This is a genomic window from Bradyrhizobium sp. CCBAU 25338, from assembly GCF_028128965.1.
Classification (GTDB): domain Bacteria; phylum Pseudomonadota; class Alphaproteobacteria; order Rhizobiales; family Xanthobacteraceae; genus Bradyrhizobium; species Bradyrhizobium liaoningense.
On the sequence record NZ_LFKY01000002.1, the window covers coordinates 748,481 to 773,620 of the forward strand.

Consider the following 25,140-nt stretch of genomic DNA (forward strand, 5'->3'; position numbering starts at 1 on the left):
AACATCTATGGAGACCACAATGACCCGACAGATCACCATCGAGAAGCCGCTGCCAGCATTCTGGACCGCCACGTTCAACAATCCGCCCATCAACCTGATCGATCCGGACACGATTGGCGAACTGCAGGATCTGCTTGCAGCGCTCGAAACCGACGCGCATGTGAAGGTTGTGGTATTCCGGAGTGCCGACCCTGATTTCTTTCTCGCGCATTGGGACGTGCTTGCCGACAAGACCAAGGTCGCGGCGATGCCGCCCGGTCCGACCGGAATGCACCCGTGGATCGACGTGCTCGTGCGGCTGTCGCGGGCACCGGTCGCCTCCATTGCCGAGATCCGTGGCCGCGCACGCGGCGCGGGAAGCGAATTCGTCCTCGCCTGCGATATGCGCTTCGCCAGTCGCGAGCGCGCAATCCTGGGGCAGTTCGAGGTCGGGCTCGGCTCGGTACCCGGTGGAAATCCGATGGCGCGGCTGGCCGGCTTGATGGGGCGCGGGCGCGGGCTGGAGGTGATCTTGGGCGCCGACGACTTTTCAGCCGACCTGGCTGAGCGCTACGGCTACGTCAATAGAGCCCTGCCGGACAGCGAGATCGAGGCATTCGTCGATGCGCTTGCCCGTCGTCTCGCCTCGTTCGAAAAGCATGCGCTGGTCGGTGCCAAGGCCCTGATGAACGACGTCACGCTGCCGGCAGACGGCGTCTTTCCGGCGGCGCTGTCGGCTTTCTTCAGCTCGGCCTCCCACCCAGCCACCCGCGCGCGCGCGGCGGCTCTGGTCGAACGCGGCCTCCAGCTCCGTTCCGACATTGAGCTGCGGCTGGGCCAGGCTGTGGCCGACCTCGGATGATGTCCGCAGCGACAATGCGCGCGGCGCTTCCCTACCAGAAGCCGCGCTGCATCGGCTGCGCCGGCTGATAATACTGATACTGGCTGCGCCGGCGCGGATTGGCCGGCTGCACGTAGGGATCGCGCTGCTGGAAGAAGAAGCCGAAGCCGTTACCGCCGTTGTCCCAGCCGTCGTCGCTCGCGATCATGGCAGGTGCGGTCGGCTTGCGCGTGATGAAACCGCCCTGCGGCTCATTGCCCAGCACCGCGACGAACTCGGTGCGGTAATTGGTCTCGCTGCTCAGCGGCTCATCCGAGATGATGATCGACGAGCGCGGCAACGCGGTCGGTCCGATGCGATCCCACACGTCCTGCGGAATGGTGATGCGGTCGAGCGCGTTTCTCGCCTCGTCGCCGTTCTCGATCGTGACCACGCTCCAGCGCAGGCCGGTATCGGTCTTCGCCATCGCCGTGAAGATATGCGTGCCGAGCGGCTGGTCGGGATTGCGGATCGTGATGGGAACCTCGATGCTGGTGTCGAACACCTCGCCGCCGCCGTCGGGCGCCGGCTTGTGCGTGTTCCGCCGCACGTAGAGCTTCTGCGTCGCGCGGCTGATGTAGACCGAGACCGGCTCGCCTGCGAGCTTCGCGTCGGTCGCCGCCTTCACGGCGTCGGCTTTCCGGGTCGCGGCCGCCTTCGCGGCTTCCTTCGTGGCGGCCACCGCATCGCGCTTCTGCTGCGCGGCGGCCCTGGCGGCGTCGAGCTGCGTCGCCGCGTCGGCAGCCTTGGCCGCCGCCTTTTGGTTCAGCTCCTCGGCCTTGGCGCGGGCCTGATCGTTCCTGGCGTTCGCGAGCGTCTTGTCGGCGAAGGCGAGCTCGGCATCTGCGCGGGCCTTCTGCTGTTCCAGCTTGCGCAGCGCGGCAGGAAGCGAGGCAGCTTCCTTCGCGGCGGCGGAAGCAGCCTTCTTGGCCGCATCGGCGGCTCTCGTGGCCTCCTCGGCCTCGGCGGAGAGCTTGTCGGCCCGGCCAGGCGCTGCCGCGATGGCGTCCGGCCTCGGCACGAACAGCGAGGGGTGAGAGAAGTCAGTCGGGACCGCGTCGTGCGGTGAGATGATCACGCGCATCCCGATATTCGTCTTGTCGAACAGATTCTCGGCAAAGCCGAACGGCATGCGCACGCAGCCATGCGAGGCGGCATAGCCGGGCAGCGGACCGCCATGCAGCGCGATACCGTTCCAGGTGATGCGCAGCATGTTCGGCATCCACGCATCGTCATACATGGTCGAGCGGTGGTCCTTGTCCTTCTCGACGATGGCGAACACGCCGGCCGGCGTCTCGCGCCCCGTGGTGCCGGTCGACACCGGCGCGCGCATGATCCAGCCGTCGGCATCGTAGAAAGTGACCTGCTGGCTCTTGATCGACACGATCGCCATGATCGGCTCGCCGGCCACACGCGGCGCCACGGCCTCGGCCGCCTGGCGCGGCTGCTTGGCCGCCGTTGCCGGGGTCGCCGTCAATGCGACCACTGCCGCCAACACCACGATTCCGGGAGGCCCCCAACGCCGCATCGCCACGGTGGAACGCGCCATCGTCAGTCGGTTCTTCATGCCATCCTCGGTCGAATTGCCAGTCCGCCTGTGTCGATCACGCGTCAGATTGGAATCATTGGATTAAGAAATCGCAGCCGCCTTACGTTCCGTCTGTGGCGAGATTCGGCACGTTCCGGCGATAAATCACTCATATACGACGGTTTGCGCAGGCGGAAGGCGGCCTTCGGCCGGGACTGGCCCGAAGCTGGCGTCGATCACTGCGGCAGAATGTCCGGGCAAGCCTTTGGGGCAGCCTTGCGGGCCGACGCCGGGCGGCACGCTCGCTAGACGCCGAGAGCCTTGCGGTTCAACGTTCGCAGGAAACGCAGCGACAACGTTCGCACGTTCGCAACATTCAGCAACCAGGCCGCAGCCGCATAAGCGAGGCCGCCGGCGAGGCTGACGATGGCGAGCGACACGAGGCCGGTGCCGCCCGCTTGCGATCGCGCGAGCAGGATCGCGGCCGCCATCACGGCCGCGGAGACGGCAACGCCGGCGAGGCGGTTGAACTCGAACGGGACCGGGTGGGCCCGATGCATCAGGACGACGGCGACGAGGAAGCCGATCGCCTCGGTCGCCAGCGTCGCCAGCGCCGCGCCGTAGAGGCCGTAGCCGGGGATCAGCGCGAACATCAGGACCACGCTGACCACCAGCGTGAGGAAGGACTGCGCCGCCAGCATGAAGGGCCGCTCGGCGAGCTGGAAGCTGATCTGCACGTAGAACTGATTGGCGATACCGAAGAAGCGGGCGAGCACCAGCGTCGGCAGCAGCGCCGAGACGCCGGCGCGGAAGTCGATGCCGACGAGCGTGCCGCCGACCTGGTCCGCGGCGAGCGCGAGCCAGACGGCAACGGGTGCAACGACGACCAGCAGGAGCTCGAGGCTTTCGGTCAGCCGCTCCCGCGTCGTCTCGCCGTTGTTCTCGGACAATGACCGGAACACCAGCGGCACGGTCGCCGCAGCAACGCTGGATGCGATCATGACCATGAACTGGCGCGGCAGATCGGCGGCAACGCCGAAGATGCCGGCAGCGTCCCTGCCGAGCAAATAGGCGACAATGAGCCGGTCGCAGGCCGAATAGACGGCGACGGACAATCCTGCCAGCGTCAGCGGCAGGCCGTAGCGCGCCAGCTGCATGAACTGGCTGCGCTGGAAGCGCGCGATCCTGGTGCGGTCGCCGACGAGGTTCAGAATGATGCCCGTGAGCGACCCCAGACCAAATGCGGCGAGCAGCCCCAATCCACCCCAGCCGAGCCAGATGCCGAGCAGACCGAAGCCGACGCTGGAGACGCTGCGCACGATCGAGATCGCCGCGAACCGGTAGGGGCGCAATTTGGCGCGCTCGAACTCCTGGCCGACATCGACCGCGTTGGCCATGATCGCGACGAACATGCTGGCGAGCAGCAGCTCGACACTGACGTCGCTGCGGAACAGGAAGACCAGCGGAGTGGTGGCGCAGAGCACGGCGGCCGTGAGAGCGAAGGCGACCATCGCCGTGGCGCGAAAATCGACCTCCGCCGACATCGCCTGATAGCGGGACACCGACAGCTTGATCCAGGCGAAGAAGATCGCGCCCAGAATGCCCGCAAGGCTGATGCCGACGACATAGACGCCGTACTCCGCCGGGCTCAGGAGCCGCGTATAGGCGGTGACGGCGAAGAAGCCCACCGCCGCGGGCAAGATGTAGGCGACCAGATAGATCGAGAAATGGCGGTTCAGCATGCGAGCAAGGGACCGTTGGCGGCCATCAGGATTAACGAGACGTTAAGGCAGTTGGACTTTGGTGTGACAATCGGATTGCGCCGCTGGCATCGGCAAGGATAGCCGCACAAGCCTGCAAATCGGACCGCGAATGGGGCGAGCAAGCGGTTATCGCGCGTTAGCGTTAAATTTGCCCTGTCCTTGAAGCGGCCGGCGCGATCACAGAAAAGAAGCAATGATGGCGAAACGTCGCTCGACTCCTCCGATGCGCTGATGTGACCGACATGGACGTTGCCGAACCAACCCGGGTGAAACCGGCCTCGCTGCCGCGTCGCGGCACCAACGTGCCTGCGGTTCCTTCGGATTTCGGCGCAGGAGGCCGCGACAGGATGGTCCTCAACCTCTTTTTCGAAGAACGGGACGACCGCTGGTTTCCCGGCGACCGCCATCTCCGGCCACTGCTGCGACGTTTGCTGCTGGGCAAGTCCTTCATCAGCGGCCAGCGGCGCGTCCTGCTCAATCTCTGCGCAGGCCTCGATCGGCTCGGCATCCGCTACCGCGTCAACGACTATCGCTACATCCGGAAGCACCCCGAGGAACTGGCCTGCATCATCGGCCGGCCGTTCGTGCTCGACTGGTTCAAGTGGAAGAACCCGCTCCTGCTCGGCGTCGCCATGTATGACCACCCGATCGATGCGCCGGAGAGCCTGAAGGACCTCGATGTGAGGCGCGTGCTGGTGCCGTGCGCCTGGTATGCCGACATGTTCCGTCCGCACTGGCCCCACGTCGGCGCCTGGCCCGTCGGCATCGAGACCGATCTTTGGACACCCGCGCCGGCGGATCAGAAGAATGTCGACGTGTTGCTCTACGACAAGGTCCGCTGGGACCAAGGACGGTACGAGCGAGAGCTGATCGAGCCGATCCGCAGGCATCTCGAGGCAAGCGGCCGTACCGTCGAAGTGATCCGCTACGGGCACTACAAGGAAGACGATTACAAGGCCGCGCTGGCGCGTTGCCGCAGCATGGTCTTCCTCTGCGAGCACGAGAGCCAGGGCATCGCCTGCCAGCAGGCGCTGTCGAGCGGCGTTCCAGTCTTTGCCTGGGACCGCGGCGGACCGTGGCAGGATCCGAAATATTTCCCGGACAAGGTGAGGTTCGAAGGCGACGTGTCCTCGGTGCCCTATTTCGACGGGCGCTGTGGCATGACCTTCACCGATGCGAGCGGATTCACCGCAGGCTGGGACGACTTCTGGTCGCACGTCGGCGCGGGGGATTTCGCGCCGCGCGCCTATGTGCTGGACCACCTGACGCTCGAGAAGGGCGCGCTTCACTACTACGAGATCGCGGAAGCCGCGATGCAGCGTCACGCGTGACCGGGCTCGACAGACGCGAATTTCTCCTCGGCAGCGCCGCGGCCCTCGCGGCGACCGCATCTGCGTCCGCAGCGCCGGCATCGAAACGCGCCCAGCGCCGTCCTGGCTTTGGCGCTGCGGCGACACTCTGGGACCTGCAAGCCGATCCCAGGCTCGGCGAGGCCATCAGCACCTATTGCACCCAGGTGGTGCCGGTGCTCGAGCTGAAATGGCCGATGCTGCGGCCGGACGCGCATACGTTCGCCTTCGAACGCGCCGACGCGATCCTGGATTTCGCGCAGGCGAACGACCTGACGATGCGCGGCCACGCACTCGCCTGGTATCACGACATTCCGGACTGGACCAAGCAGATCAAGAACGCCAAGGGCGTCGAGCGCGCGTATCGCGACCACATCGGCACCGTCGTCTCCTACTACAAGGACAAGCTGACGTCGTGGGATGTCGTCAATGAGCCGATCCCGGACAATCCCCGCAGTCCGAAGGATCGGCGTGACACGTTCTGGACGCAGCATCTGGGTCAAAGCTGGATTCCATTGGCGTTCCGCACGGCAGCTGCGGCGGATCCCTTCGTCAAGCTCGCGATCAACGAATACGACATCGAGTCGGCAAAAGACTCGTTCATCGCCAAGCGGGCAGCCTATCGAAACCTCATCATGGAGCTGCTCGACCAGGGCGTTCCGCTGCATGCCGTGGGGCTACAATCGCATCTGCACGCCGAGCTCGAGATCGACACGCACGGGCTCGCCGAGTTCGTGGCCGAGCTGCGTTCCTGGGGACTCGAGGTGCTGGTCACCGAGCTCGACGTCGACGACCAGAAGCTGAGCGGCAATCCGGCCGAACGCGACGCCATCGTCGCCAAGCGCGTCGACGATCTTCTCACCGCGATCTCGGCCAGCGGCCCGGTGCGCTCGATCCTGACCTGGGGCATCTCGGACCGCTACAGCTGGATCAACGGCACCTTCGCCCGCAAGGACAAGCAGCCGAACCGCCCGCTGCCGCTCGACGGCGACTTCAAGCCGAAGCCGTTCATGGACGTCATCAGCAAGTTTACGAAGGACGCCTGAGGCGCTGGTCCTCAGCGTGTCTTCGGCGTTTCGAACGCGGGCGCATCTCCGATGTGATCGGGAGCAAGGCTCGGACTGCGACGGTCGCGCGAAGAGAGGCGGAACACGTCGCGGATGTCGTCGATCGAGGTCGACGAATAGGACTGAATGCAGAGCGCGACCTGCTCGGGCGAGGCCGTACGCATCATCGCCTCGATCGCCGGGCGGTCGAGCGGCGTGTCGTCCCAGTGGGAGACCGCGATACTGTCTTCCGTGACCCGATGGGCCGCCAGATGCTCAGGCGAATTGGCGACGAAATTGCCATACAGCAGGTATTCGGAGAACTTCTTCTTCCGGCACAATGCCAGCGCCCAGCTGAGGCCCGTCGCCGACTTGATGGCGTCCGTCATCGCGCGCGCGGAGTCCTTGTCCCAGACCAGCGCATTGCCGACATAATCGTCCGCCGGGAACGAGCGCTCCTTGATACCCAGAAGCTGATCGATGGTGCGGAGCCACACGCCATGCACCGGGTGGTCCGCGCCGATCGCCCTGCGGGTGACGAAGAGCGGCGTCATCTCGCCGCCGGCATATAGGCCGACGTCGAATTCGCGGAAGAACAGATTGTCCGAATCCAGGATGCAGACGCGCTGCTCGGGCGCATTGAGGACCCCGGCGATCTTCAGGATCTGCTGGATGTGCCAGCCATGCACGGGTGACGACAGCAGCGAGAGCCAGACACGCCGGCTGCTGAGGAACTGGAGGGCCGGCGGCACCGCGAACAGCCATTTCGGCAGGTAGCGCGAGGCCGGAACGATGACCCTCTTGTCGGAGGCGAACCGCGCGAACAGCGGAACGTCCTCATCGTTAACGAGAACATAATGCCGCGTATATCCCGAGAGCCAGGTGTCGATGCTCTCGCTGAGCAGCGAAAAGCGCTCGATATCCTTGGCGTAGCTGGCAGTCAGCAGGGCAACGGAATGCATGGCGCGCGCTCGAATGGCAGTCAGGCCGCACTCATAGCGGCAATGGGAGGCGTTGGAAACTTGCGATCGCAATCAAGGTAAAATGAAACGAAGTATTAGCCATCCGCCGGCAGCCCCTGCGCGAGGCCGCGAAAGCGCAGCGGTGCCAAGGCTGATGCTCGCTGCCACCAGTCGGCGACGCGGTCGTCGAGGGCGGTCGTGCCGCGGCCCTGGCCGGGGAAGATCCGGATCTGCTGGATCGCCTCAGCTTCAAACCCCCTGCCCTTGCGCGTGATCCTGAGGGCGGCGCCTTCGCGATCCTGCTGCGTCAGCGGCACCAGAAGACGGCCGCGCGGACGGAGCGACTGGAGCCAGAGCGGGTGCGGCTGCGGGAAGCCGGCATGCACGATGATCACGTCGGCGGGTTCGCCGACGTCCTTGCATCCGTCGCCGTTGACGACCTTGACGTTGCGATATCCGTGCAGGTGGTTCGCCGCCCGGGCCGCGAGCCGCTCGTCGCATTCGACCGCGCGTACGCTGCCCTTTGGACCGACCATCTTCGACAGCACCGCGGAGAAATAGCCAAGTCCGCAGCCGATCTGCACGACGCGGTCCCTCTCCCTGACGTCGAGAATGTCGATGAGATGCGCCCACAGGCTCGGCAAGCCGGTGTCGAGCTTGCGGCGGGCGTCGATCGCGACCAGCACATTGTCGTAGAGATGAACGGGATCCGCATCGGGCGTCAGCCGGTAGCTGCGCGCCGCCTCGCTCTTGATGCGCCAGGGCCCCTTCGACAGAAAATCCTCGCGCGGAACGGTGGCGAGCGCCTCGAGCAGGCGGGGCGAGGAAATCCGCTCGCGCCTGGCAATCCGCTCCACGTAGCGCGCACGCGCGGCGGCAAGTTCGCGCATGTCACAGATCGGCCTGTTCGCGCGCGGGCGTGTCGGTCACGAGCTCGGTCACGAGCTGCATCGCCTGCTTCAGGTCCGGCGTGTTAAAACCTTCGCTGAACTTGCCCACGACCGGCGCGAGCAGGAGACTTGCGTCCTCGCGCCTGCCGGCTTCGAGCGACAGGCGCGCGAGGCTGACGGCGGTGCGAAGCTCCCAGGACAGCGCACCCTGCTTGCGCGCGGTCGCCAGCGACTGGGCGAACAGGTCCTCGGCCTCCTGCACCGAGGCGGGATCGCCATCCGACAGGATGATCTCGCCTTGAAGGCGATAGACCTCGGCGAGGTAGGAATGATCACCGGTCCGCCGCGCGGTTGCGAGCGCGCCGTCCAGCGCGCGCAAGGCGGCATCCCGCATCCCGACCTTGGCGTAGGCTTCCGCGAGCAGGCAGCGGAACCAGCAGCCGGCGAGCCAGGAATCCATCGCCTCGTACTCGTCGAGGCCGAAGCGCATCTGGCTGAGGCCTTCGTCGGTCTCGCCGAGCTGCGTCAGCGCCCAACCGCGCAGGATCGTCGCCTGCTGCTTCCAGTGCAGGAAATTGTGCTCGCTGGCGATGATCATGGCGCGGTTGGCGTGGTCGCGCGTACCCTCGACGTCGCGCAGATGCTGGCAGAGATAGGCGCCGAACACGAGCGCAAAGGCGAGCGTGAAGGGATGACGGATCTTCTCGGCATTGGCGATCGCCTGCTCGCTGTGCTGGCGCGCCGCGTCGGGCCGGCCGAGGAACCAGAGGAGATAGCCGAGATAGGACAGCGAGACGACGCCGGGATCGGTGCCGTGCCGTTCCATCAGGTCGGAGTGCAAATCGGGGCTGTAGAGATTGATGCAGCGGTGCAGATGATGCTGCGAGGCGGCAAAGCGGCCGCGATAGAGCATGGTCATCGCGATCGAACGGTGCGCCTCGATCAGATACCCGGTCTGCTGCGCCGGCTGCGAACGCTCGCTCAGCCGCTGCCGCTTGGCGAATCTCAACAGCTCGACGCTGAGATCGTGCGCGCGGGTGAGATCGGCGCGGATGAAATGGCACACCCAGAGTCCGCGAGTGGCCGCGAAGACCTTTTCGTCGTCATCAAGCTGATGGCCGAGCTCCAGGGCGCGGATGTAGTTTTCCTCGACTTCCTGCACCGCATAGCCCTTGGCGGCAATCAGCGAATTGCCCAGTGCGATGCGCAGCTCGAGCTCCATCTCGTCGGCCCCCGGTATGCCCGCGCTGGCGTGCACGACGCTGAGGCCGCGGCGCAGATGGCCGATCGCCTCCAGATTGGCGCCGCTCCTCGCCGCCTGCTTGCCGGCCTTGAGCCAAAAGCTGGCGGCGCCCTCGCTCTGGCCGGATTCGGTCAGGTGATGGGCGAGCAGCTCCGGCTCGCGCTCGGACTTCTCCGGATACATTTCGGAAAGCACCTGGACGATCCGGGAATGCAGCTTGCGCCGCTCGCTGTGCAACAGGCTCGCATGCGCGGCGTTCTGGATCATCACGTGCTTGAAGGAGTAGAGCGCGTCCGGTGGATGGCCGCGGCGCATGATCAGCCCTGCCTCCTCCAGATGATTGAGTGCCGCCACGATCTGCTCGGCCGGCGTGTTGGCGACGGCATGCAGCGTCTCGTAGGAGAACTCGCGACCTATCGTGGCGCCGATCTGCGCGATCCGCTTGAACGGTCCCATCCGGTCGAGCCGCGCCATCAGCGAGTCGGTCAGGGTTGCCGGGATTGCGAGCTGCCGCCACGGCCCGGACAGCACATAGCGCCCGTGCCGCTCGGTCAAGAGGTCGGATTCGAGAACCGTCTTGGTCAGCTCTTCCAAAAACAGCGGCACGCCGTCGGTCTTGACGATGATCTCCTCGACGACCTCCTTGGGCAGCTCGCGTCCCGCCACGCGCTCGACCAGCGTCGTGCGCAATTGCCGGCTCAGGCGGTTCAGGACCACGGTGGTGATGTGCGAATGCGCGTTCCAGCTCGGCTGGAATTCGGTGCGCGCGGTGATGATGACCAGGATCGGCCGGTTCTGCAGCCGGTCGACCAGAAGGTCGATCACCTCGCGGGACGTCGGGTCGATCCAGTGCAAGTCCTCGAACGCGATCACCAGCGGCATCTCGCGCGCAAGGCCGAGGAAATGGTTGACCAGCGCCACGACGGTCGCATCCTTCTGCTGCCGCGGCGACAGTTCGAGCGGCGGATAGCGGTCTCCGGTCGGTATCGACAGCAGCGCAGCAAACAGCGGCGTGACCTGCTCGATGTCGCCATGAGCGGCGGCGATCGCGGTCTCGAGGCTCGCTAGCGACAGCGCGGACGACTCCTCGCGATCGAGGCCGAGGGAGAATTTGAGCTGGTCGACGAACGGATGGAACGCCGTGGAGGTGTAGTAAGGCGAGCATTGGAGCGAGACTTGTCCATGGCGGTCGCCCGATATCCGCTCGAAGATTTCCTGGATGATGCGCGACTTGCCGATGCCGGGCTCGCCGAACTTGACCACGACCTGACCGTCGCCGTCCTTGGCCTGCTGCCAGCGCCCCATCAACAGCGCGATCTCCTCCTCGCGGTTGACGAGCGGCGTCAACCGCGAGCCCCTGGCGGCGGCGAAGCGGGTCTCCACCCGCGAGGCGCGCACCACGTGCCAGGCCTGTGCCTTCTCGGAGATCCCCTTCAGGACATGGACGCCGAGATTGCGGTAGTCGAACTTCCCCTTCAGCAGCGACTGCGTCGAAGCCGAGATCACCACGCCATTGGGCGGCGCCAGGGCCTGCAGGCGCGCAGCGAGATTGACGGTTTCGCCGACCGCGGAGTCGCGTTCTTCGGTGCCCTGCCCGACGAGGTCGCCGACCACGACGAGGCCGGTCGCGATCCCGATGCGGACGGCGGGTGAATGGCTGAGCGCACCGCGCTGCTCGACCGCGCGCGCCGTCGACAGCACCCGCACGATCTCGAGCCCAGCGCGCACCGCGCGCTCAGCATCGTCCTCATGTGCGGTCGGATAGCCGAAATAGACCAGGATACCGTCGCCGACGAAACGGGCGGCAAAGCCCTCGTAATGCTTGACCACGCGGACGCAGGTTTCGCGGAAGCCCGCAATCATGTCGCGGACGTCTTCGGGATCGAACTGCGCGGAAAGCGAGGTGGAATCCACCATGTCGCAGAACATCGTGGTGAGCTGGCGCCGTTCGGCTCCGACCTCCGCCCGTGCTTGCGGACGCACCGCCTCGGTTGGCGCCTCCGCCGTTTCCGCTTGAAACAGCGCCGCCATCGCCCGCTGGAGCCGCTTGCGATCGCCGAGCGGCAATCCGAGCCCGACCAGATCGGATTCGGTCAGGTCCCCGATCACATCGAGATCGAGACGGTGCTGCGCGAAGAGATCGGTGTAGTGACCGAGGCCGATACCTTCGAGCCAGCGCTTCAGCTCGCCTTCCGTCCCCGTGCCCGGCTCATTCTCCAGCATGGTGATTCTGCCCGACCATCACTCCGTCGAAGGGCTCTGGGGCCCCTCAACCACAGATTTTGGGGCTCAAACTTCACCTCAGACTGGACGCGTTCCCCAACTTCTTGGAAGAATAGCTCAATCGGATCAAAAGGGAATGGCGTTGTCGGACATTGCACCCGGAGCAGACGAAGGATCAGCCGGTGCCACGGCCGAAACGAAGATATTCGCGCATATCAGCGGCCTTCTCGAATTCTACGCGCGCAGGACACCGGCGGCGCCCGCACTCCTCGCTCCTGACCGGCCGGTTCTCAACTACCGCGCCTTGGGCGACCGGACGCAGGATCTGATCCGCACGCTGCGCGGGCTCGGCATCGCGCCTGCGGACCGCATTGCAGTTGCACTGCCGCGCGGCGCCGACAGCGCGTTGGCATTGATCGCGGTCGCGTCGGCAGCCGTATGCATCCCCGTCAGTCCGGATCTGACGGCCGACGAGCTGCAACGCTATTTCAGCGAATTGAAGTTGGCGGCGCTCGTGACCCGGGCCGACATGAACTCGGCGAGCCGCGACGTCGCCAGGGCGCTCGATATCGCGGTGATCGATTTCGTGCCGGGGCCGAAAGACGATCTCGGCGGTTGCGCGTTCATCGGCCCGTCGGTCGGGCCGGCGAGCACGAGCGGCCCCTCGCGCGGGGACGACGACGCGTTCATCCTGTTGACGTCAGGCACGGCGGCGCGGCCGAAGATGGTGCCGCTGACGCATCGCAATGTCTGCCTGTCCGCTTACAATGCCGGCCATGTGCTATCGCTCACGTCGCGCGATCGCCTGCTCAACGTCCTCCCGCTGTTTCATGCCCATGGCCTGATCTCCGGCCTTCTCACGGCGCTGGCCGCGGGCTCCAGCGTGATCTGCACCGACGGCTTCGACGCATCATCCTTCTTCGGCTGGATGCGGGAGCTGCAACCGACCTGGTACACGGCGGTGCCGACCATTCATCGCGCATTGCTGACGGCGGCGGAGGCGAACCCGGACCGCGCCCGGTCGTCGTCGCTGCGCGTGATCCGCTCGGCCTCGGCCTCGCTCGCGCCTGCGATTCTTCGAGGGCTGGAGGCGACGTTCGGCGTTCCCGTGCTAGAGACCTACGGGATGACGGAAGCGGCCTCGCAGATCGCGGCCAATCCGTTCGAGCTGCGCAAGGTCGGATCGGTCGGCCGAGCCGCCGGCCCCGAGATCGCGATCATGGACGAGACGGGCCGCACGCTTGCGAGCGGCGCGCGCGGCGAGATCATGCTGCGCGGTCCCAACATGAGCCGCGGCTATTATAATGACGAGGCGGCGACGCAGGCTGCGTTCCGCAATGGCTGGTTCCGGACCGGCGACCTCGGCTATCTCGATGCCGACGGCTATCTTTTCATAGTCGGCCGCATCAAGGACGTCATCAACCGCGGTGGTCAGAAAATTTCGCCGCTGGAGGTGGAAGAAATTCTGCTCAGCCACCCGGCGGTGCTGGAGGCCGGCGTGTTTTCCGTGCCGCACCCGAAGCTCGGCGAGAACGTCGCCGCCGTCGTGGTGCTGCGGCCGAACGCCGAGGCCACTTCCGACCAGTTGCGCCAGTTCGCACGAAAGCGGCTAGCAGCCTACAAGGTACCGAGCCTGATCCGCAGCGTCGCGGCACTGCCGAAAGGCGCCAGCGGCAAGGTCAAACGCGGTGCGCTGGCCGGACTGGTTGCAGCAGTGGACGGCAGCGACGAGACCCGGCTGCCGCGCAATGCGATGGAGACCCAGCTCGCCGAAATCTGGGCTGGTCTGTTGGAGCTGCCGCAGGTCGGCGCCGACCAGGACGTCTTCGCGCTCGGCGCGGACTCGCTCGCGGTGACGCAGATGCGCTCGCGCCTGCGCGAACGCTTCAATGTCGAGTTCTCGTTCGAGGACATCTTCGATTGCACCACGGTTGCGGCACTCGCGGCGCGGATCGAAGCCGCGGCAAGCCGGTGCGAGGCGGCGCTGCCGGCCTGGCACCACGCTGCGGACGCAGACGCACCGCTGTCGTTCCAGCAGCAGCGCATGTACGTCCTCTCGCGGCTCGATCCGACCCGCTACAATTACAATGTCGTCGAAGTTGCGCTCCTCGACGGCCCGGTCGACGTCGCCGCGCTTTCTGCGAGCCTCACCACGATCTGCACACGCCATGAGGCGCTGCGCACAATCTTCATCGAACGTCAGGGCGAGCCGGTGCAGCTTGTGCTGTCATCGCCGCCGCAACTCGAGCGCATCAAGCTCAAGCCCTGCCCTGCGGGCAAGCGGCTCGCGGTGGTCCGGCGCGAGGCGCTTAAGCTCGCGCAACATCCGTTCGACCTGGCTGACGAGCCCCCGCTGAAGGTCACGTTGCTGTCGTTCGACGGGAACAGCCATGCGCTATTGGTCAACGTCCATCATCTCGTCACCGACGGTTGGTCGCAGCGGCTGTTCTGGGAGGAACTCGCCGTCCACTACGCCGCGGCGCGCAAGACGCACCCGGCCGCGCTGCCTCCGCCTGCGTTCCAATATCGCGACTTCGCGCTCTGGCAGCAGAGCTGGGCGCAGACGCCGGCGGCGAAGGAGCAGCTCGATTATTGGAGAGCCCAGCTCAACGGCGTCACCACGCTGCCGCTGCGAACCGACAGGCCCAGGCCGGAGGTCTGGAGCGGTCACGGCGCGCGCCACTATCTCGAATTCTCCAGGACGCTGTCGGGCGAGTTGCGCGCGCTGAGCCAGAGCCAGGGCGTCACACCGTTCATGACGCTGCTGGCGGCCTTCCAGTGCCTGTTGTTCCGCCACACCTCGCATGAGGATGTCGCGACCGGCTCGCTGATCGCCAACCGCAACCAGATCGAGAGCGAGCGCCTGATCGGGCTGTTCGCCAACACCCTCATCCTGCGCAACGATTTCAGCGGCGATCCGAGCTTCGGCGAGATGTTGCGGCGGGTGCGGCAGGTCACGTTGGACGCCTATCGCAACCAGGACCTCCCGATCGAGGAGGTGTTGCGCACGCTCCAGATCGCGCGCCGCAGCGACGGCAACCCGCTGTTCCGGATCATGTTCATCCTCCAGAACGCCTCGATCGAGGCGGCACGTATTCCCGGCCTGTCGACACGGCGGCTGGAAATCGATCCGAAAGTGGCGCGCTTCGACATCACGCTCGAACTGGTCGAGGCCGATGGCCGCTTCAGCGGGTTCTTCGAATACGCCACCGATCTGTTCGACGCCGCGACGATCGCAGGCATGGCCGCCCAGTTCAGGACGCTGCTCAAGGCCGTCATCGCCAATCCGGAACAGCGCATCTCGCGCCTGCCGCTCCTGACCGAGGCCGAACGCCGGCTGTTGCTGGCGAAAGGCCGTGGCGTGCCGGCCAATTTCACGACGCGCGGCAATTTGAGCGAACGCTTCGAGCGCCAGGCGAGGAAGACGCCGAACGCTGTTGCGGTGTCGGACGGCCGTACGTCTCTGAGCTATCGCGAGCTGGTGCACCGCAGCCTGGCGGCCGCGCGCTGGCTGGCCCGTGAGGGCGTCGGCGCCGAGAGCGTCGTCGCCTTGCTCGCGGAGCGCGGGCCCGACCTGCTCGCCGCGATGATCGCAGTGCAGCGCGTCGGCGCGGCCTTTCTCAATCTCGATCCCGACCAGCCGACGGCCCAGCTCACGACCATCCTCGGATCGAGCTGTGCCCGCGTGTTGCTGACCGGACGGGCTCAGTCCGCCATGGTCGAGGCACTGCTCGAGCCGCTGGTCGAACGCATGCAGGTGGCCGCGCTCGAAGACGCGATCGCCTCGGGAGTGACCAAGCCCGCACGCGCCGCACCGCGGGCCGCCTCCAGCCTCGCCTATCTCGTCTATACGTCCGGCTCCTCCGGCGCGCCGAAGGGCGTGATGATCGAGCAGCGCGGCCTGTCGAACCACCTCGCTTCGCTCATCTCCGAGCTCGACCTCTCCGCCAGGGACGTGATCGCGCAGACCGCGCCGCAGAGCTTCGTCATCTCGGTCTGGCAGTTCCTCGCCGGGCCGATGGTCGGCGCGCGCGTGCATGTCTGCGGCAATGCGATCGTGCGGGACCCGATCCTGCTGGCGCGGGAGATCGAGCGTGAGGGCATCACGGTGCTCGAGATCGTGCCTTCGCTGCTGCGCGTCATTCTCGATCGCTTGGACGAAGTGCCGGTGCTGCGCGCCTTCTCCAGGTTGCGTCTCCTGATCTCGACCGGAGAGCCATTGCCCGTCGAGCTCTGCCGCGCCTGGTTCGCCCGCTGTCCAGGAGTGCCGTTGATCAACGCCTATGGCGCGTCGGAATGCTCCGATGACGCCTCCCTGCATCGCCTGACCAAGGCCCCGGCGATCGCGACGGGCAACGTTCCGGTCGGCGTGCCGCTGCCGAACACCCAGCTCTACGTGCTCGACGCAAACCTCCAGCCGCAGCCGATCGGCGTGACCGGCGAGCTCTGCATCGGCGGTGCCGGCGTAGGCCGCGGCTATGTCAACGATCCCGCGCAAAGCCGGCAGCGCTTCATCCCCGATCCGTTCTCGCGCCAGCACGGCAGCCGGCTCTACCGGACTGGCGATCTTGCCCGGCGCCGCGCCGACGGGACGATCGAATGCCTCGGCCGTGCCGACCATCAGGTCAAGATCCGTGGCCATCGTATCGAGCTCAAGGAGATCGAGAACGCGCTTGCCGATCATCCGGGCGTGCGCGCCGGCATCGTCGAGCCGCGCCGCGAGGCGAGCGGCGATATCAGGCTGATCGCCCATATCGTCGCGAAGCCCGGCAGCCGGAGCAGCGCCAGCGAGCTGCGCGAATTCCTGAAAGCCAGGCTGTCGGCCCACGCCATCCCGTCCGCCTTCCTGTTCCTGGATCAGGTGCCGCTCAACGCCCATGGCAAGATCGACCGCTCCGCGCTGCTGGCGCCCACCCAGCCGGAAACGTCCGGGCCGGACGCGGCCGTGCCGGCGCGGCGCTTCACCGAAAAGGTGCTCTCCGACATCTGGATCGACCTGCTGAAGGTCGAGAGCATCGGTGTGACCGACAATTTCTTCGATCTCGGTGGCCATTCGCTGCTGGCCGGCCAGGCGATGGCGCGCGTTGCCCGCGCGCTCGGCGTGTCGCTGCCGATCAAGACCATCTTCGAGGCACCGACGATCGAAGAGCTCGCTCGGCGAGTCGACGAGGCCGTGGCGGCAAAGCCGCACAAGCCAGCCGCAAGCGTGCCGCGATTGGCTGCGAGCGGGCCTCCTGCGCTTTCCATCGCGCAGGACCAGATGCTGCGGATCGAGCGGAATCTGCCGGAGCTGCCGTTGTTCAACCTGCCCTTCGCCTTCCGTCTGCAGGGCCCACTCGATTCGGCCGCTCTGGCAAAGGCGATCGATGATGTCGTGCGCCGGCACGAATCGCTGCGGACCGCGTTTGCCTGGAATGGCGAGGAGCCCGAAAGCCGCATCGTCGCGCCTCGCGCCCTTGGCCCTGTCATGACCGTCGAGACGATCGGCGACGGTCAGCCCCACAACAACAAGCGGCGCAAGGCGCTCGAACTCAGGAAGATCAATCTCCTGATCGAGCAGGAGACCTATACCCCGATCGACGCCACGCGTGCGCCGCTGCTGCGCGCCCGGCTGTTGCGGCTCCACGACGACGACCACGTGCTCTTGCTGACGCTGCATCACGCCATTGTCGATGGCTGGTCAATCGGCGTGCTGTTCGAGGAATTGTCGAGCCGGTATGCGGCGCTGGCCGGATATCCGTCGGTGCCGTTACCGAAGCCGCCACCGGCTTTTTCGGCTGTCGCACGCTGGCAGCGCTGGTGGTGCGATACCGACGCCGCCCGCCGCCAGGCGTCAGACTGGACGGAGAGTTTGCGCGGAGCGGGCCCCGTCTTCGACGGCGGATCGAGCCCGGGCGCACCCACCGGGCACCATCCGGTCAGCCTCGAGCATGAACTGGTCGGCCGACTCACGGCGTTCGCCGGCCGGCACAATTGCACGCTGTTCATGTGCCTGCTCACCGGCCTGAAGGGCATGCTGCTGGCGCGGACGGGCCGCACCGACATCGTGATCGCGACCGCCATGGCCAATCGTGCCCAGCCGGACACCGACCGCATCATCGGCCCGTTCGAGAACACGGTGATCGTCCGCACGACAATCACGCCGGAGCTGTCGTTCGCGCAGGCCCTGGTGCGGGTGCGCCAGAGCGTGCTCGACGCGCATGGACGGCAGGAGCTGCCGTTCAGCATGCTGGCCGACCATCTGGAGCAGGAGGGGATCGATCCGGCCTCGCTGCTCCAGGTCTATTTCACGCTGCAGAATCCACTGCGCCAGCCGCTCGATCTCCCGGATCTCGCGACAGGATCGATCGGCAACATCGCGCGCGAAGGCCAGCCGGTGCTGCCGATCGACCAGACCTGGCTGTCGCTGATGCTCAAGGAGCGGCCGACCGGCATCACCGGCTCATGCAACTACAAGCGCGAGTTGATCGAGGGCCGAATGGTCGGCGAGTGGATGGAGGATCTCGTCGCGCTGCTGACGGCGGCCGTCGCCCAGCCCAACACACCGCTCGGCCGGTTGCCCGCCCGCAGGGCAGCCTGAGCGGGCTGCATCGCGAACGAGTACGGATTCACGGCCAAGGCTGTGAATGATCAAGTTGCGTCTTGATTATTTGGCGTCGCCGCGCAAGATTATTCCCGCGGTTTGATTTGGACGATTATTTTCAACCGGGGGAGTGTTATGGGTTTCATCAAATTTACCAAGGGCACCTCGTTGAGCGACAAGGACCGCAAGGCCCTCCAGAAGCTGCTGACCAACGAGAAAAAGAAGCTGCAATCCGCGCTGAAGGACGTCGACGCCAGCCTTTCGATGCTCGGTGGGTCGAAGAAGGCCAAGAAGAAAAAGAAGTAAAGTTCGCCGGCCGGGACGCCGCAGCAATCTTCAGACTTCAACGTTCGAGCTTCAGTTTTCGGACTTTGGATTTCAGTCTTTGACTTTCGGCCTTTAGTTTTCGGTCTTTAGTTTTCGGTCCATGGGCCGCTCGCTGGTCGAGTTGGGGTCTCGCACAAGCTTGCGCCTGTAGACCGGCCTGCAAATCGACAAGAATTCGCCTGGGTGGACCGTTAGGAACGGTCCTCTTGGTGATTCTTGCTCAGTTGAATCTTCCGTCAGGACCGGGGATTTGGCCTCGCCTGACGTCATGGGCCCAATTGATGGCGGACGACAGAATTGAACTCTTTGTCGGGCTGATCGAGTCCATTGACACGCCGGGCGCGGTCGAGGCGTGCCGGCGTCTGCTCTCGGTCGACGAGCGGGCCCGGGCCGATCGATTCATGTTCGAGCGGCACCGGCGGCAATACATCTTCGCACACGCCATGTTGCGCCTCGCGCTATCGCAGGTCGCGCGCAACGTCGCGCCCTCCGACTGGTCCTTTGCCGCGGGCCGCTATGGGCGGCCGTTTGTCGCAGCGCCGGTCAGCTCGGCCGCGCTGCATTTCAGCCTGTCGCATGCCGACGGATGCGTTGCCTGCGTGGTCTCGCGGCATGAGGCCGTCGGCGTCGACGTCGAAGCCGTGTCGCGGCGCGTCGCCCCGCTGTCCACCGCGCTCCGCTTCTTTGCGCCGGAGGAAGTCGAAACGCTGCGCGGCCTGCCCGAGCCCGCGGCCATCGAGCGCTTCTTCGACTATTGGACGCTCAAGGAGGCCTATCTGAAGGCCAAGGGCTTTGGGCTCAATTTGCCGCTCGACGCCTTCGCGATGCAGGTGTCGGGCGAGGCCATCGAGATCAGCTTCAAGCCCGACATCGCCGACGATCCGGACGGCTGGCGCTTCTCGCTGTGCTCCCCATCGCCCTCGCATCGCCTCGCGATCGCCGACGGCTCCCGTGCGGACGGCGGCCTTCCCATCAGCCGCCATGCCTGGCCGCTCCAGCAAGCGGCTGAATGATGCCGCCGCGGCTGCGCGTCTTTCCAGCGATTTCACGCAACCGCGATCCCAAGGCCTATGTCGGCGAGTTGATGCGCGTGGCCCGGTTCGCCGACCGCAACGGCTTCGAAGGCATCCTGCTGTTCGAAGGCAATGACGTGTTCGTCGAGCCCTGGGCGATGGCCCAGCATATCATGGCAGGGACGACGCGAAGCTCGCCCCTGATCGCCGTCAATCCGGTCTACATGCACCCGTTCACGGTCGCGAAATTCGTCTCGTCCTTCGCGCAGCTCTACGGCCGCAAGGTCTACCTCAACATGATCACGGGGACGGCGATCAGCGACTTGCAGGGACTGGGCGACGACCAGTCGCATGCCGACCGTTACGTTCGGCTCGGCGAATTCGTCGCGCTGATGCGCCAGTTGCTGGCAAGCCCGCGACCTGTCAATTTCGCGGGCCGGTTCTACCGCGCCAGCAATCTGCAACTTCGTCCGCGCCTGCCCGCGGAGTTGATGCCGGAGTTCTTGATCGCGGGCCAATCCGAGGCGGCCCAGCGCGTCGCGAAGGAGACCGGCTGCATCAAGATGCAGATGCTGCCGCCCGACCTCGACCGCGGGCTCGACGCGGCAGGCGCGAACTTTGGAATTTTCGCGCGCGAGCGGCGCGACGAGGCTCGGCAGGCCGCAAAGGCGCGCTTCCGCGACAATCAAGATGATCGCGAGCTGCTCGCGCTCACGGTGGAGAACAGCGACTCCGTGTGGAAGCGGCAGCTCTATGAGCGGCAAAGCGGCGAGCTTCAGGACAACGGCTACTGGCTGCTGCCGTTCCTGACCTTCCAGGCCGACTGCCCGTATCTCGTCGGCAGCTACGAAGAGATCGGCGCGAAGCTGAAGCAGTTTTCGGCGAAGGGCCTGACCACGATCATGCTGGACATGGTCGCCGACGAGTCCGAGATGCAGCACGTCTGCAAGGCGCTCGCGGCGAGCGGGATGTTCTGAGCTCTCGCTCCACCTCCCGAATCCTGCGCATCGTCATGGCCGGGCTCGTCCCGGCCATCCACGCATCGCCGCATTGACCAGAGAACGTGGATGCCCGGGACGAGCCCGGGCATGACGACCTTCATTGAGGGCGGCGGCGTGATTTCCCGACCGCATGCACGGGGAGAGGCGGACGCCTTACCGCGCCTCTTCGAATCCTGCCAGCACCGAAGTCAGATTCGCGCCGAGGATATCCGAGAGATAACCGCCCTCCTGCACGAACACGGTCGGCAGGCCCATCCTCGCGATGGCCTGGCCGATGCGGCGGAAGCCGGGCGTGGTGACGGCCAGTCCCTTCAGTGGATCGTGCTCGGAGGCATCGAGACCGAGCGCGATGACGAGGGCGCCCGGCGCAAACGACTCGATCGCCTTGCGCGCGAGGTCCAGCGCCTGGATGTAGCCGTCATCGCCGGTGCCGATGGCGAGGGGAATGTTGAGATTGGTGCCGAGACCGGGGCCTTCCCCACGCTCATGCGCGTAGCCCCACACGTAGGGATAATACGCGACGGGGTCGGCATGGATCGAGATCGTGTAGACGTCGGGCCGGGCGTAAAAAATGCCTTGCGTGCCGTTGCCGTGATGGACATCGACGTCGAGGATCACGACACGCTCGTGCTTCTGCCGCAGATGCGCGGCAGCGATCGCGCTGTTGTTGAGGAAGCAGAAGCCGCCGGCCATGTCGCGATAGGCGTGATGGCCGGGCGGACGGCACAGCGCGTAGGTCGTGTCCTCGCCGTCCATCACCATCTGCGCCGCCGTGACTGCGACATCGGTCGCGGCACAGGCGGCCGCCCATGTGCCCGGCCCGATCGGCGCCGCGGTGTCGGCGGTGTGCCAGCCGAGCTTGCCGACGATGTGTGTGGGATAGGTCGCGGCATGGCGCACCGGATGGATGTTGCCGATCATCTCCGGGCCGGAATCGCCGAGCGCCGTCCAGGCGTCCCAGGCTTCGCTCAGGAACGACAGATATTCCGGGCTGTGAATGCGCGCGCGCGGCCCCTGCCCGAACCTGGTCGGCTCAACCAGCTGATGCTTGCCGTCCTTCAATCCCTTGAGCAGGCGGTCGGCGCGCTCGGGCTGCTCGGTGGTGCGCTTGACGACACCGCGAACCAGGAAGAATTGCGGATCGTGGCTGCGGTGCAGCTCGGTATGGACGGCTTTCACTCGAAAACTCCGTGGTCGCATGCTCTTAAGGGGTGCCACAGATGTCTTGATGCCTGCGACCGCCCGATGCAAGCAAGAAGAATGCCGCACCCATCGCACGGCTCTGCGCCGGAAGCAGATCGCCCGTGACGCTCAGCAACGCCCGCGCTGGAGGCAGTGCTCGCGCCCCTGCTGGTCGGTGCGAAAGGACTCGATATAGCCACCCTGGCGCTGGGTGACGAAGACGGTCTTGCCGTCGCTGCCGCCGAAGGCGAGGTTGGTCGGCTCCTTGCCCTTCAGCGCGATCTCCCGCTCGACGGCGCCACTGGGTTTCATCAGCGCGATCGTGCCCTTGAGAATGCGCGCGACGTAGAGACGGCCGGCAACGTCGGTGCGCAGACCGTCGACGGTGTCAGGCTGAAACGACTTGACGAGTTTTGCGCCGGTGAGCTCGTTGCCGCTGATCGCATAGGACCAGATCTGGCCGCTGCTGGATTCGCCGACATAAAGCGTCTTGCCGTCCGGGCTGAGATCGATGCCGTTGGTGGTGCCCATCGCGCGCGGCGCAACCATGACCTGGCCCTGCACCGTACCGTCGGCTCCCTTCGCGATGCGCCAGACGTATCCTTGGCGGCCCTTCCAGTTCGGATCGCTCGCATAAATCGTGCCGTCGCGGGCGATGGTGATGTCGTTGGGCTGGTTCATCTCCTCGGAGTGAAACCAGACGGCCGGCTTGGTCGCGCCCTTCGGGATCGCGAAGATATTGTGTTTCTTGTAGTCGGCAATGAACATGGTGCCGTTCCGATCGAAACGGATGGCGTTGCCGACACTGCCTTCGGGAAGCACGCTGAACAGCTCCGACGCCGCGCCGCCGGCCGGCAGCCTGCCGATGGTGCCGGGCTTGCCGAGATTGACCACGAAGAGGTTGCCGTCGATGTCGGCGGCGGGCCCTTCGATGCCGAACGTGTATTCTCCCGCAGGCGTCGCCTGCACGCTTTCGAACAGCCTGGTCTCGGCCCGGGCGGACGCGGTCGCAATGACGAGAAGAACGCTACCGCACAGGCACCAGAAATTCCTGCCGGATGTAATAGCCATCGCCGTCGGTGCACTCGCCGTTCGGATAGGGATCGGCCGGCCGGAAGAATCGGCTGAAGCCGGGTTTGTCTACAGCGCTCCTTTGTGTCACGACGACGACCTTGGCGGCCGGTATTTCGCCGCATTCCTTGTTCGTCCTGCCGTAGAACTTGCGCTGCGGCGGACCCGACTTGATCCGCATCCGCGCGCCCGGAACCATGTTCGCGACGAGAAAATCCGCCGCATCCAGCAGACGTTTGTAGCCGGGCTCGGTCTTCGGCAGGCTCTCGCCGCCCGGCGGCATCAGCTTCTCCGCGCCCAGGCCGCGCAGGCGCGTGCGCAGCTTGCCGGCGTCGGGATCGCCCGGATAGATCCAGCCGTCTTGCGACAGCATGAAGCGCAGCACGGCCCCGTCCCTCTCCGTCTCCGCTTGACCCGGCGCCAGACCGAAATCGGAGTGACAGCCGACACAATGCTTCTCGACGAGGCCCTTGCGCAGCGTGGTGAGCCGGGCGCTGTTCTGCGTGTCCCTGGCGACGAAGGCCGCGAGCCGGTCGATCATGGCCTGGCTGCGCATGTCGCAGGGCAGCGGCTGAGGCGCATCGCCCGTGGCGCGATCAATGCGGATCACGGTCTTGTTCTTGTCTTCGACCAGCCAGATCGCGCCGTCCTCGGCAACCGTCATGCCGACCGGCGCACCTTGCGGCCGCGCGCCATTGACGCGGTGCCAACCTGCAATCAGCTCCTGGAACGGCGCAGCGGCGACCTCGCCGGCATCGGTCTGGAAGCTGCGGGTCGGGTCGGCTGCGCAACTCACCTGATAGCGCACCGGCGCCGGGGCAGGTTTGGGGAAGCCGTGATCGTCGACGTCATAGACGAGCAGGCGGCTGCCGGTCGGGCGATAGCCGTGCAGGCCGACCAGCAGCTTGCCTTCGAGTTCCGGGAATTTGCCGCCGTGATAGTACAGCATCGCGAGCGGCGCGCCGTGCGGCGGCAGGAGTGAGAACGGCGCCTTGTAGAGCGCATTGGCCGTGCAGAGCGATTTATAAATCCCCGATTGCAGCACGAGCCTGAATTCGGGACTCGGCGTCGCCAGGTCGTAGCAATAGGGCCAGCCATAGTGCCGGCCCTGCTCGATCGCGTTGATCTCCTCGTTCGGCTTGAAGATGTCAGGCAGATCGCGACCATTCTCGCCCTGCAGGAAGGCGTAGCCGGCGTCCGGAAACATCGGGTGCAGCACCAGCGCCATCGAATTGCGCAGGCCGCGCGCATAGACGGTGTGCGGCGGGTCGGGATCGTTCGGCTTCAATGCCGGAAAGACGCCGCCTGCCGGCGGCGTAAACAGCCAGATCGATGCCAGCGCGGAGGCGCCTTCGGCGGGCGCACAGGGCTTTATGATCGGCGAGGGTGTGACGCAGTCGTCGCTGTGCGAGCCGACATTGACGAACAGCCGGCCGGTCCTGTCGAACACGAACTGCTTGAGCGGGTGCGCGCTCTCGTCGAGCCTGGTGCCATCCGGCAGCGTGATTCGCCGGCCGGGCATGTGACGGATGATGGTCTCCACCGTGCTCCGTGGATTATCCGCAAGCGGATCGAACCGGAAAATCGCCTCCGCGGTCGAGGCGTAGAGCTTCTTCTGCGGGCCGATGACGAGGCCGAACGGATACTCGATTCCGGTCAGCAGCTCCTTGAAACGCTGGTCCTGTCGCGCGTGCGGGTCGAGCAGCAGCAGCCGTCCATCGGCATGACCCCAGCCGCCCATGTCGGCCACGACGAACAGGTCGCGTCCGGGCACCTGGACGATCGAACGCGGAAATTTGAGATGATCCTCTTCGCTGGCGACGAGCCCGGCGCAGAATCCCGCCTTCATGTCGATCTGGATTCTGGAAAAAGCGAGATCGCCGCTGCCACAAATGTCCGTGCCGATCGCATAGCCGCTCTTCCTGATCGGTTCGGAAGAAGCCGGGGCGAAGGCGAGCAGCGCTCCGGCGACGGCCGCCGCAAACACGCGCAAGCTTCGGCGTTCGCTCAGGAATGTGAACTGGTTCACGGTGCCCCGACTTTCCCGGAAAACTTGTTCCATGTCGCCGGAACGCCGTCCAGTTGATCATCACCCGCCTG

At 65.8% G+C, this 25,140-nt stretch carries 15 protein-coding genes; 7 read left to right on the forward strand and 8 right to left on the reverse strand.

The features are described from left to right. Nucleotides 1–19: 19 nt before the first annotated feature. A complete protein-coding gene (locus ACM42_RS04925; RefSeq protein ID WP_271526860.1) occupies nucleotides 20–841 on the forward strand; it encodes an enoyl-CoA hydratase/isomerase family protein in 822 nt (273 codons plus the stop codon). Between the two features lie 31 nt (nucleotides 842–872). On the opposite strand, the gene ACM42_RS04930 is transcribed toward ACM42_RS04925, so the two are convergent. Both ACM42_RS04930 and ACM42_RS04935 read right to left on the reverse strand, forming a co-directional pair. Continuing rightward, entirely contained in the window at nucleotides 873–2,426 is a 1,554-nt protein-coding gene (locus ACM42_RS04930; protein ID WP_271526861.1) for a L,D-transpeptidase, read from the reverse strand. Between the two features lie 266 nt (nucleotides 2,427–2,692). After that, nucleotides 2,693–4,129 carry a lipopolysaccharide biosynthesis protein gene (locus ACM42_RS04935; protein ID WP_271526862.1) on the reverse strand — a complete coding sequence of 479 codons (1,437 nt, stop codon included), beginning with the start codon at nucleotides 4,127–4,129 and terminating at the stop codon, nucleotides 2,693–2,695. 263 nt (nucleotides 4,130–4,392) lie between these two features. On the opposite strand from ACM42_RS04935, the gene ACM42_RS04940 reads away from it, so the two are divergent. Next, a complete protein-coding gene (locus tag ACM42_RS04940; protein WP_271526863.1) occupies nucleotides 4,393–5,481 on the forward strand; it encodes a glycosyltransferase family 1 protein in 1,089 nt (362 codons plus the stop codon). Continuing rightward, entirely contained in the window at nucleotides 5,478–6,545 is a 1,068-nt protein-coding gene (locus ACM42_RS04945; RefSeq protein ID WP_271526864.1) for an endo-1,4-beta-xylanase, read from the forward strand. The genes ACM42_RS04940 and ACM42_RS04945 overlap by 4 nt, the downstream gene beginning before the upstream one ends. An 11-nt stretch (nucleotides 6,546–6,556) precedes the next feature. Here ACM42_RS04945 and ACM42_RS04950 read toward each other — a convergent pair whose 3' ends face one another. The 3 genes from ACM42_RS04950 to ACM42_RS04960 all read right to left on the reverse strand — a co-directional run bounded on the left by ACM42_RS04950 (nucleotide 6,557) and on the right by ACM42_RS04960 (nucleotide 11,863). Then, nucleotides 6,557–7,507 (reverse strand): DUF6492 family protein, encoded by a 951-nt coding sequence (locus tag ACM42_RS04950; protein ID WP_271526865.1) that lies wholly within the window; start codon nucleotides 7,505–7,507, stop codon nucleotides 6,557–6,559. Nucleotides 7,508–7,602: 95 nt separating this feature from the next. Continuing rightward, nucleotides 7,603–8,397: a protein-L-isoaspartate O-methyltransferase family protein gene (locus tag ACM42_RS04955; RefSeq protein WP_271526866.1), complete on the reverse strand. Its 795-nt coding sequence runs from the start codon at nucleotides 8,395–8,397 to the stop codon at nucleotides 7,603–7,605. Nucleotide 8,398: 1 nt separating this feature from the next. Further along, nucleotides 8,399–11,863 carry an ATP-binding protein gene (locus ACM42_RS04960; RefSeq protein ID WP_271526867.1) on the reverse strand — a complete coding sequence of 1,155 codons (3,465 nt, stop codon included), beginning with the start codon at nucleotides 11,861–11,863 and terminating at the stop codon, nucleotides 8,399–8,401. A 136-nt stretch (nucleotides 11,864–11,999) separates the two neighbouring features. On the opposite strand from ACM42_RS04960, the gene ACM42_RS04965 reads away from it, so the two are divergent. The 4 genes from ACM42_RS04965 (at nucleotide 12,000) to ACM42_RS04980 (ending at nucleotide 20,763) form a co-directional block, all read left to right on the forward strand. Further along, complete coding sequence (locus tag ACM42_RS04965) at nucleotides 12,000–18,443, forward strand: non-ribosomal peptide synthetase (RefSeq protein ID WP_271526868.1); 6,444 nt, start codon at nucleotides 12,000–12,002, stop codon at nucleotides 18,441–18,443. Between the two features lie 138 nt (nucleotides 18,444–18,581). Next, the gene (locus ACM42_RS04970; RefSeq protein WP_271526869.1) at nucleotides 18,582–18,752 is read left to right on the forward strand and encodes a hypothetical protein; all 171 of its coding nucleotides are present in this window, start codon (nucleotides 18,582–18,584) and stop codon (nucleotides 18,750–18,752) included. A gap of 302 nt (nucleotides 18,753–19,054) precedes the next feature. Further along, nucleotides 19,055–19,786 carry a 4'-phosphopantetheinyl transferase family protein gene (locus tag ACM42_RS04975; protein ID WP_271526870.1) on the forward strand — a complete coding sequence of 244 codons (732 nt, stop codon included), beginning with the start codon at nucleotides 19,055–19,057 and terminating at the stop codon, nucleotides 19,784–19,786. Further along, nucleotides 19,783–20,763 (forward strand): LLM class flavin-dependent oxidoreductase, encoded by a 981-nt coding sequence (locus ACM42_RS04980; protein WP_271526871.1) that lies wholly within the window; start codon nucleotides 19,783–19,785, stop codon nucleotides 20,761–20,763. Before ACM42_RS04975 ends, ACM42_RS04980 begins: the two co-directional genes overlap by 4 nt. A gap of 177 nt (nucleotides 20,764–20,940) precedes the next feature. Here the strand turns inward: ACM42_RS04980 and ACM42_RS04985 are convergent, their stop codons facing one another. From ACM42_RS04985 to ACM42_RS04995, 3 genes are all read right to left on the reverse strand, one after another. Next, on the reverse strand, nucleotides 20,941–21,966 hold the full coding sequence (locus ACM42_RS04985; protein ID WP_271526872.1) for a histone deacetylase family protein: 1,026 nt from the start codon (nucleotides 21,964–21,966) through the stop codon (nucleotides 20,941–20,943). A 132-nt stretch (nucleotides 21,967–22,098) separates the two neighbouring features. Then, nucleotides 22,099–23,040 (reverse strand): SMP-30/gluconolactonase/LRE family protein, encoded by a 942-nt coding sequence (locus ACM42_RS04990; protein ID WP_271526873.1) that lies wholly within the window; start codon nucleotides 23,038–23,040, stop codon nucleotides 22,099–22,101. Beyond that, nucleotides 22,997–25,069 (reverse strand): PQQ-dependent sugar dehydrogenase, encoded by a 2,073-nt coding sequence (locus ACM42_RS04995; protein WP_271526874.1) that lies wholly within the window; start codon nucleotides 25,067–25,069, stop codon nucleotides 22,997–22,999. Before ACM42_RS04995 ends, ACM42_RS04990 begins: the two co-directional genes overlap by 44 nt. Nucleotides 25,070–25,140 lie beyond the last annotated feature (71 nt).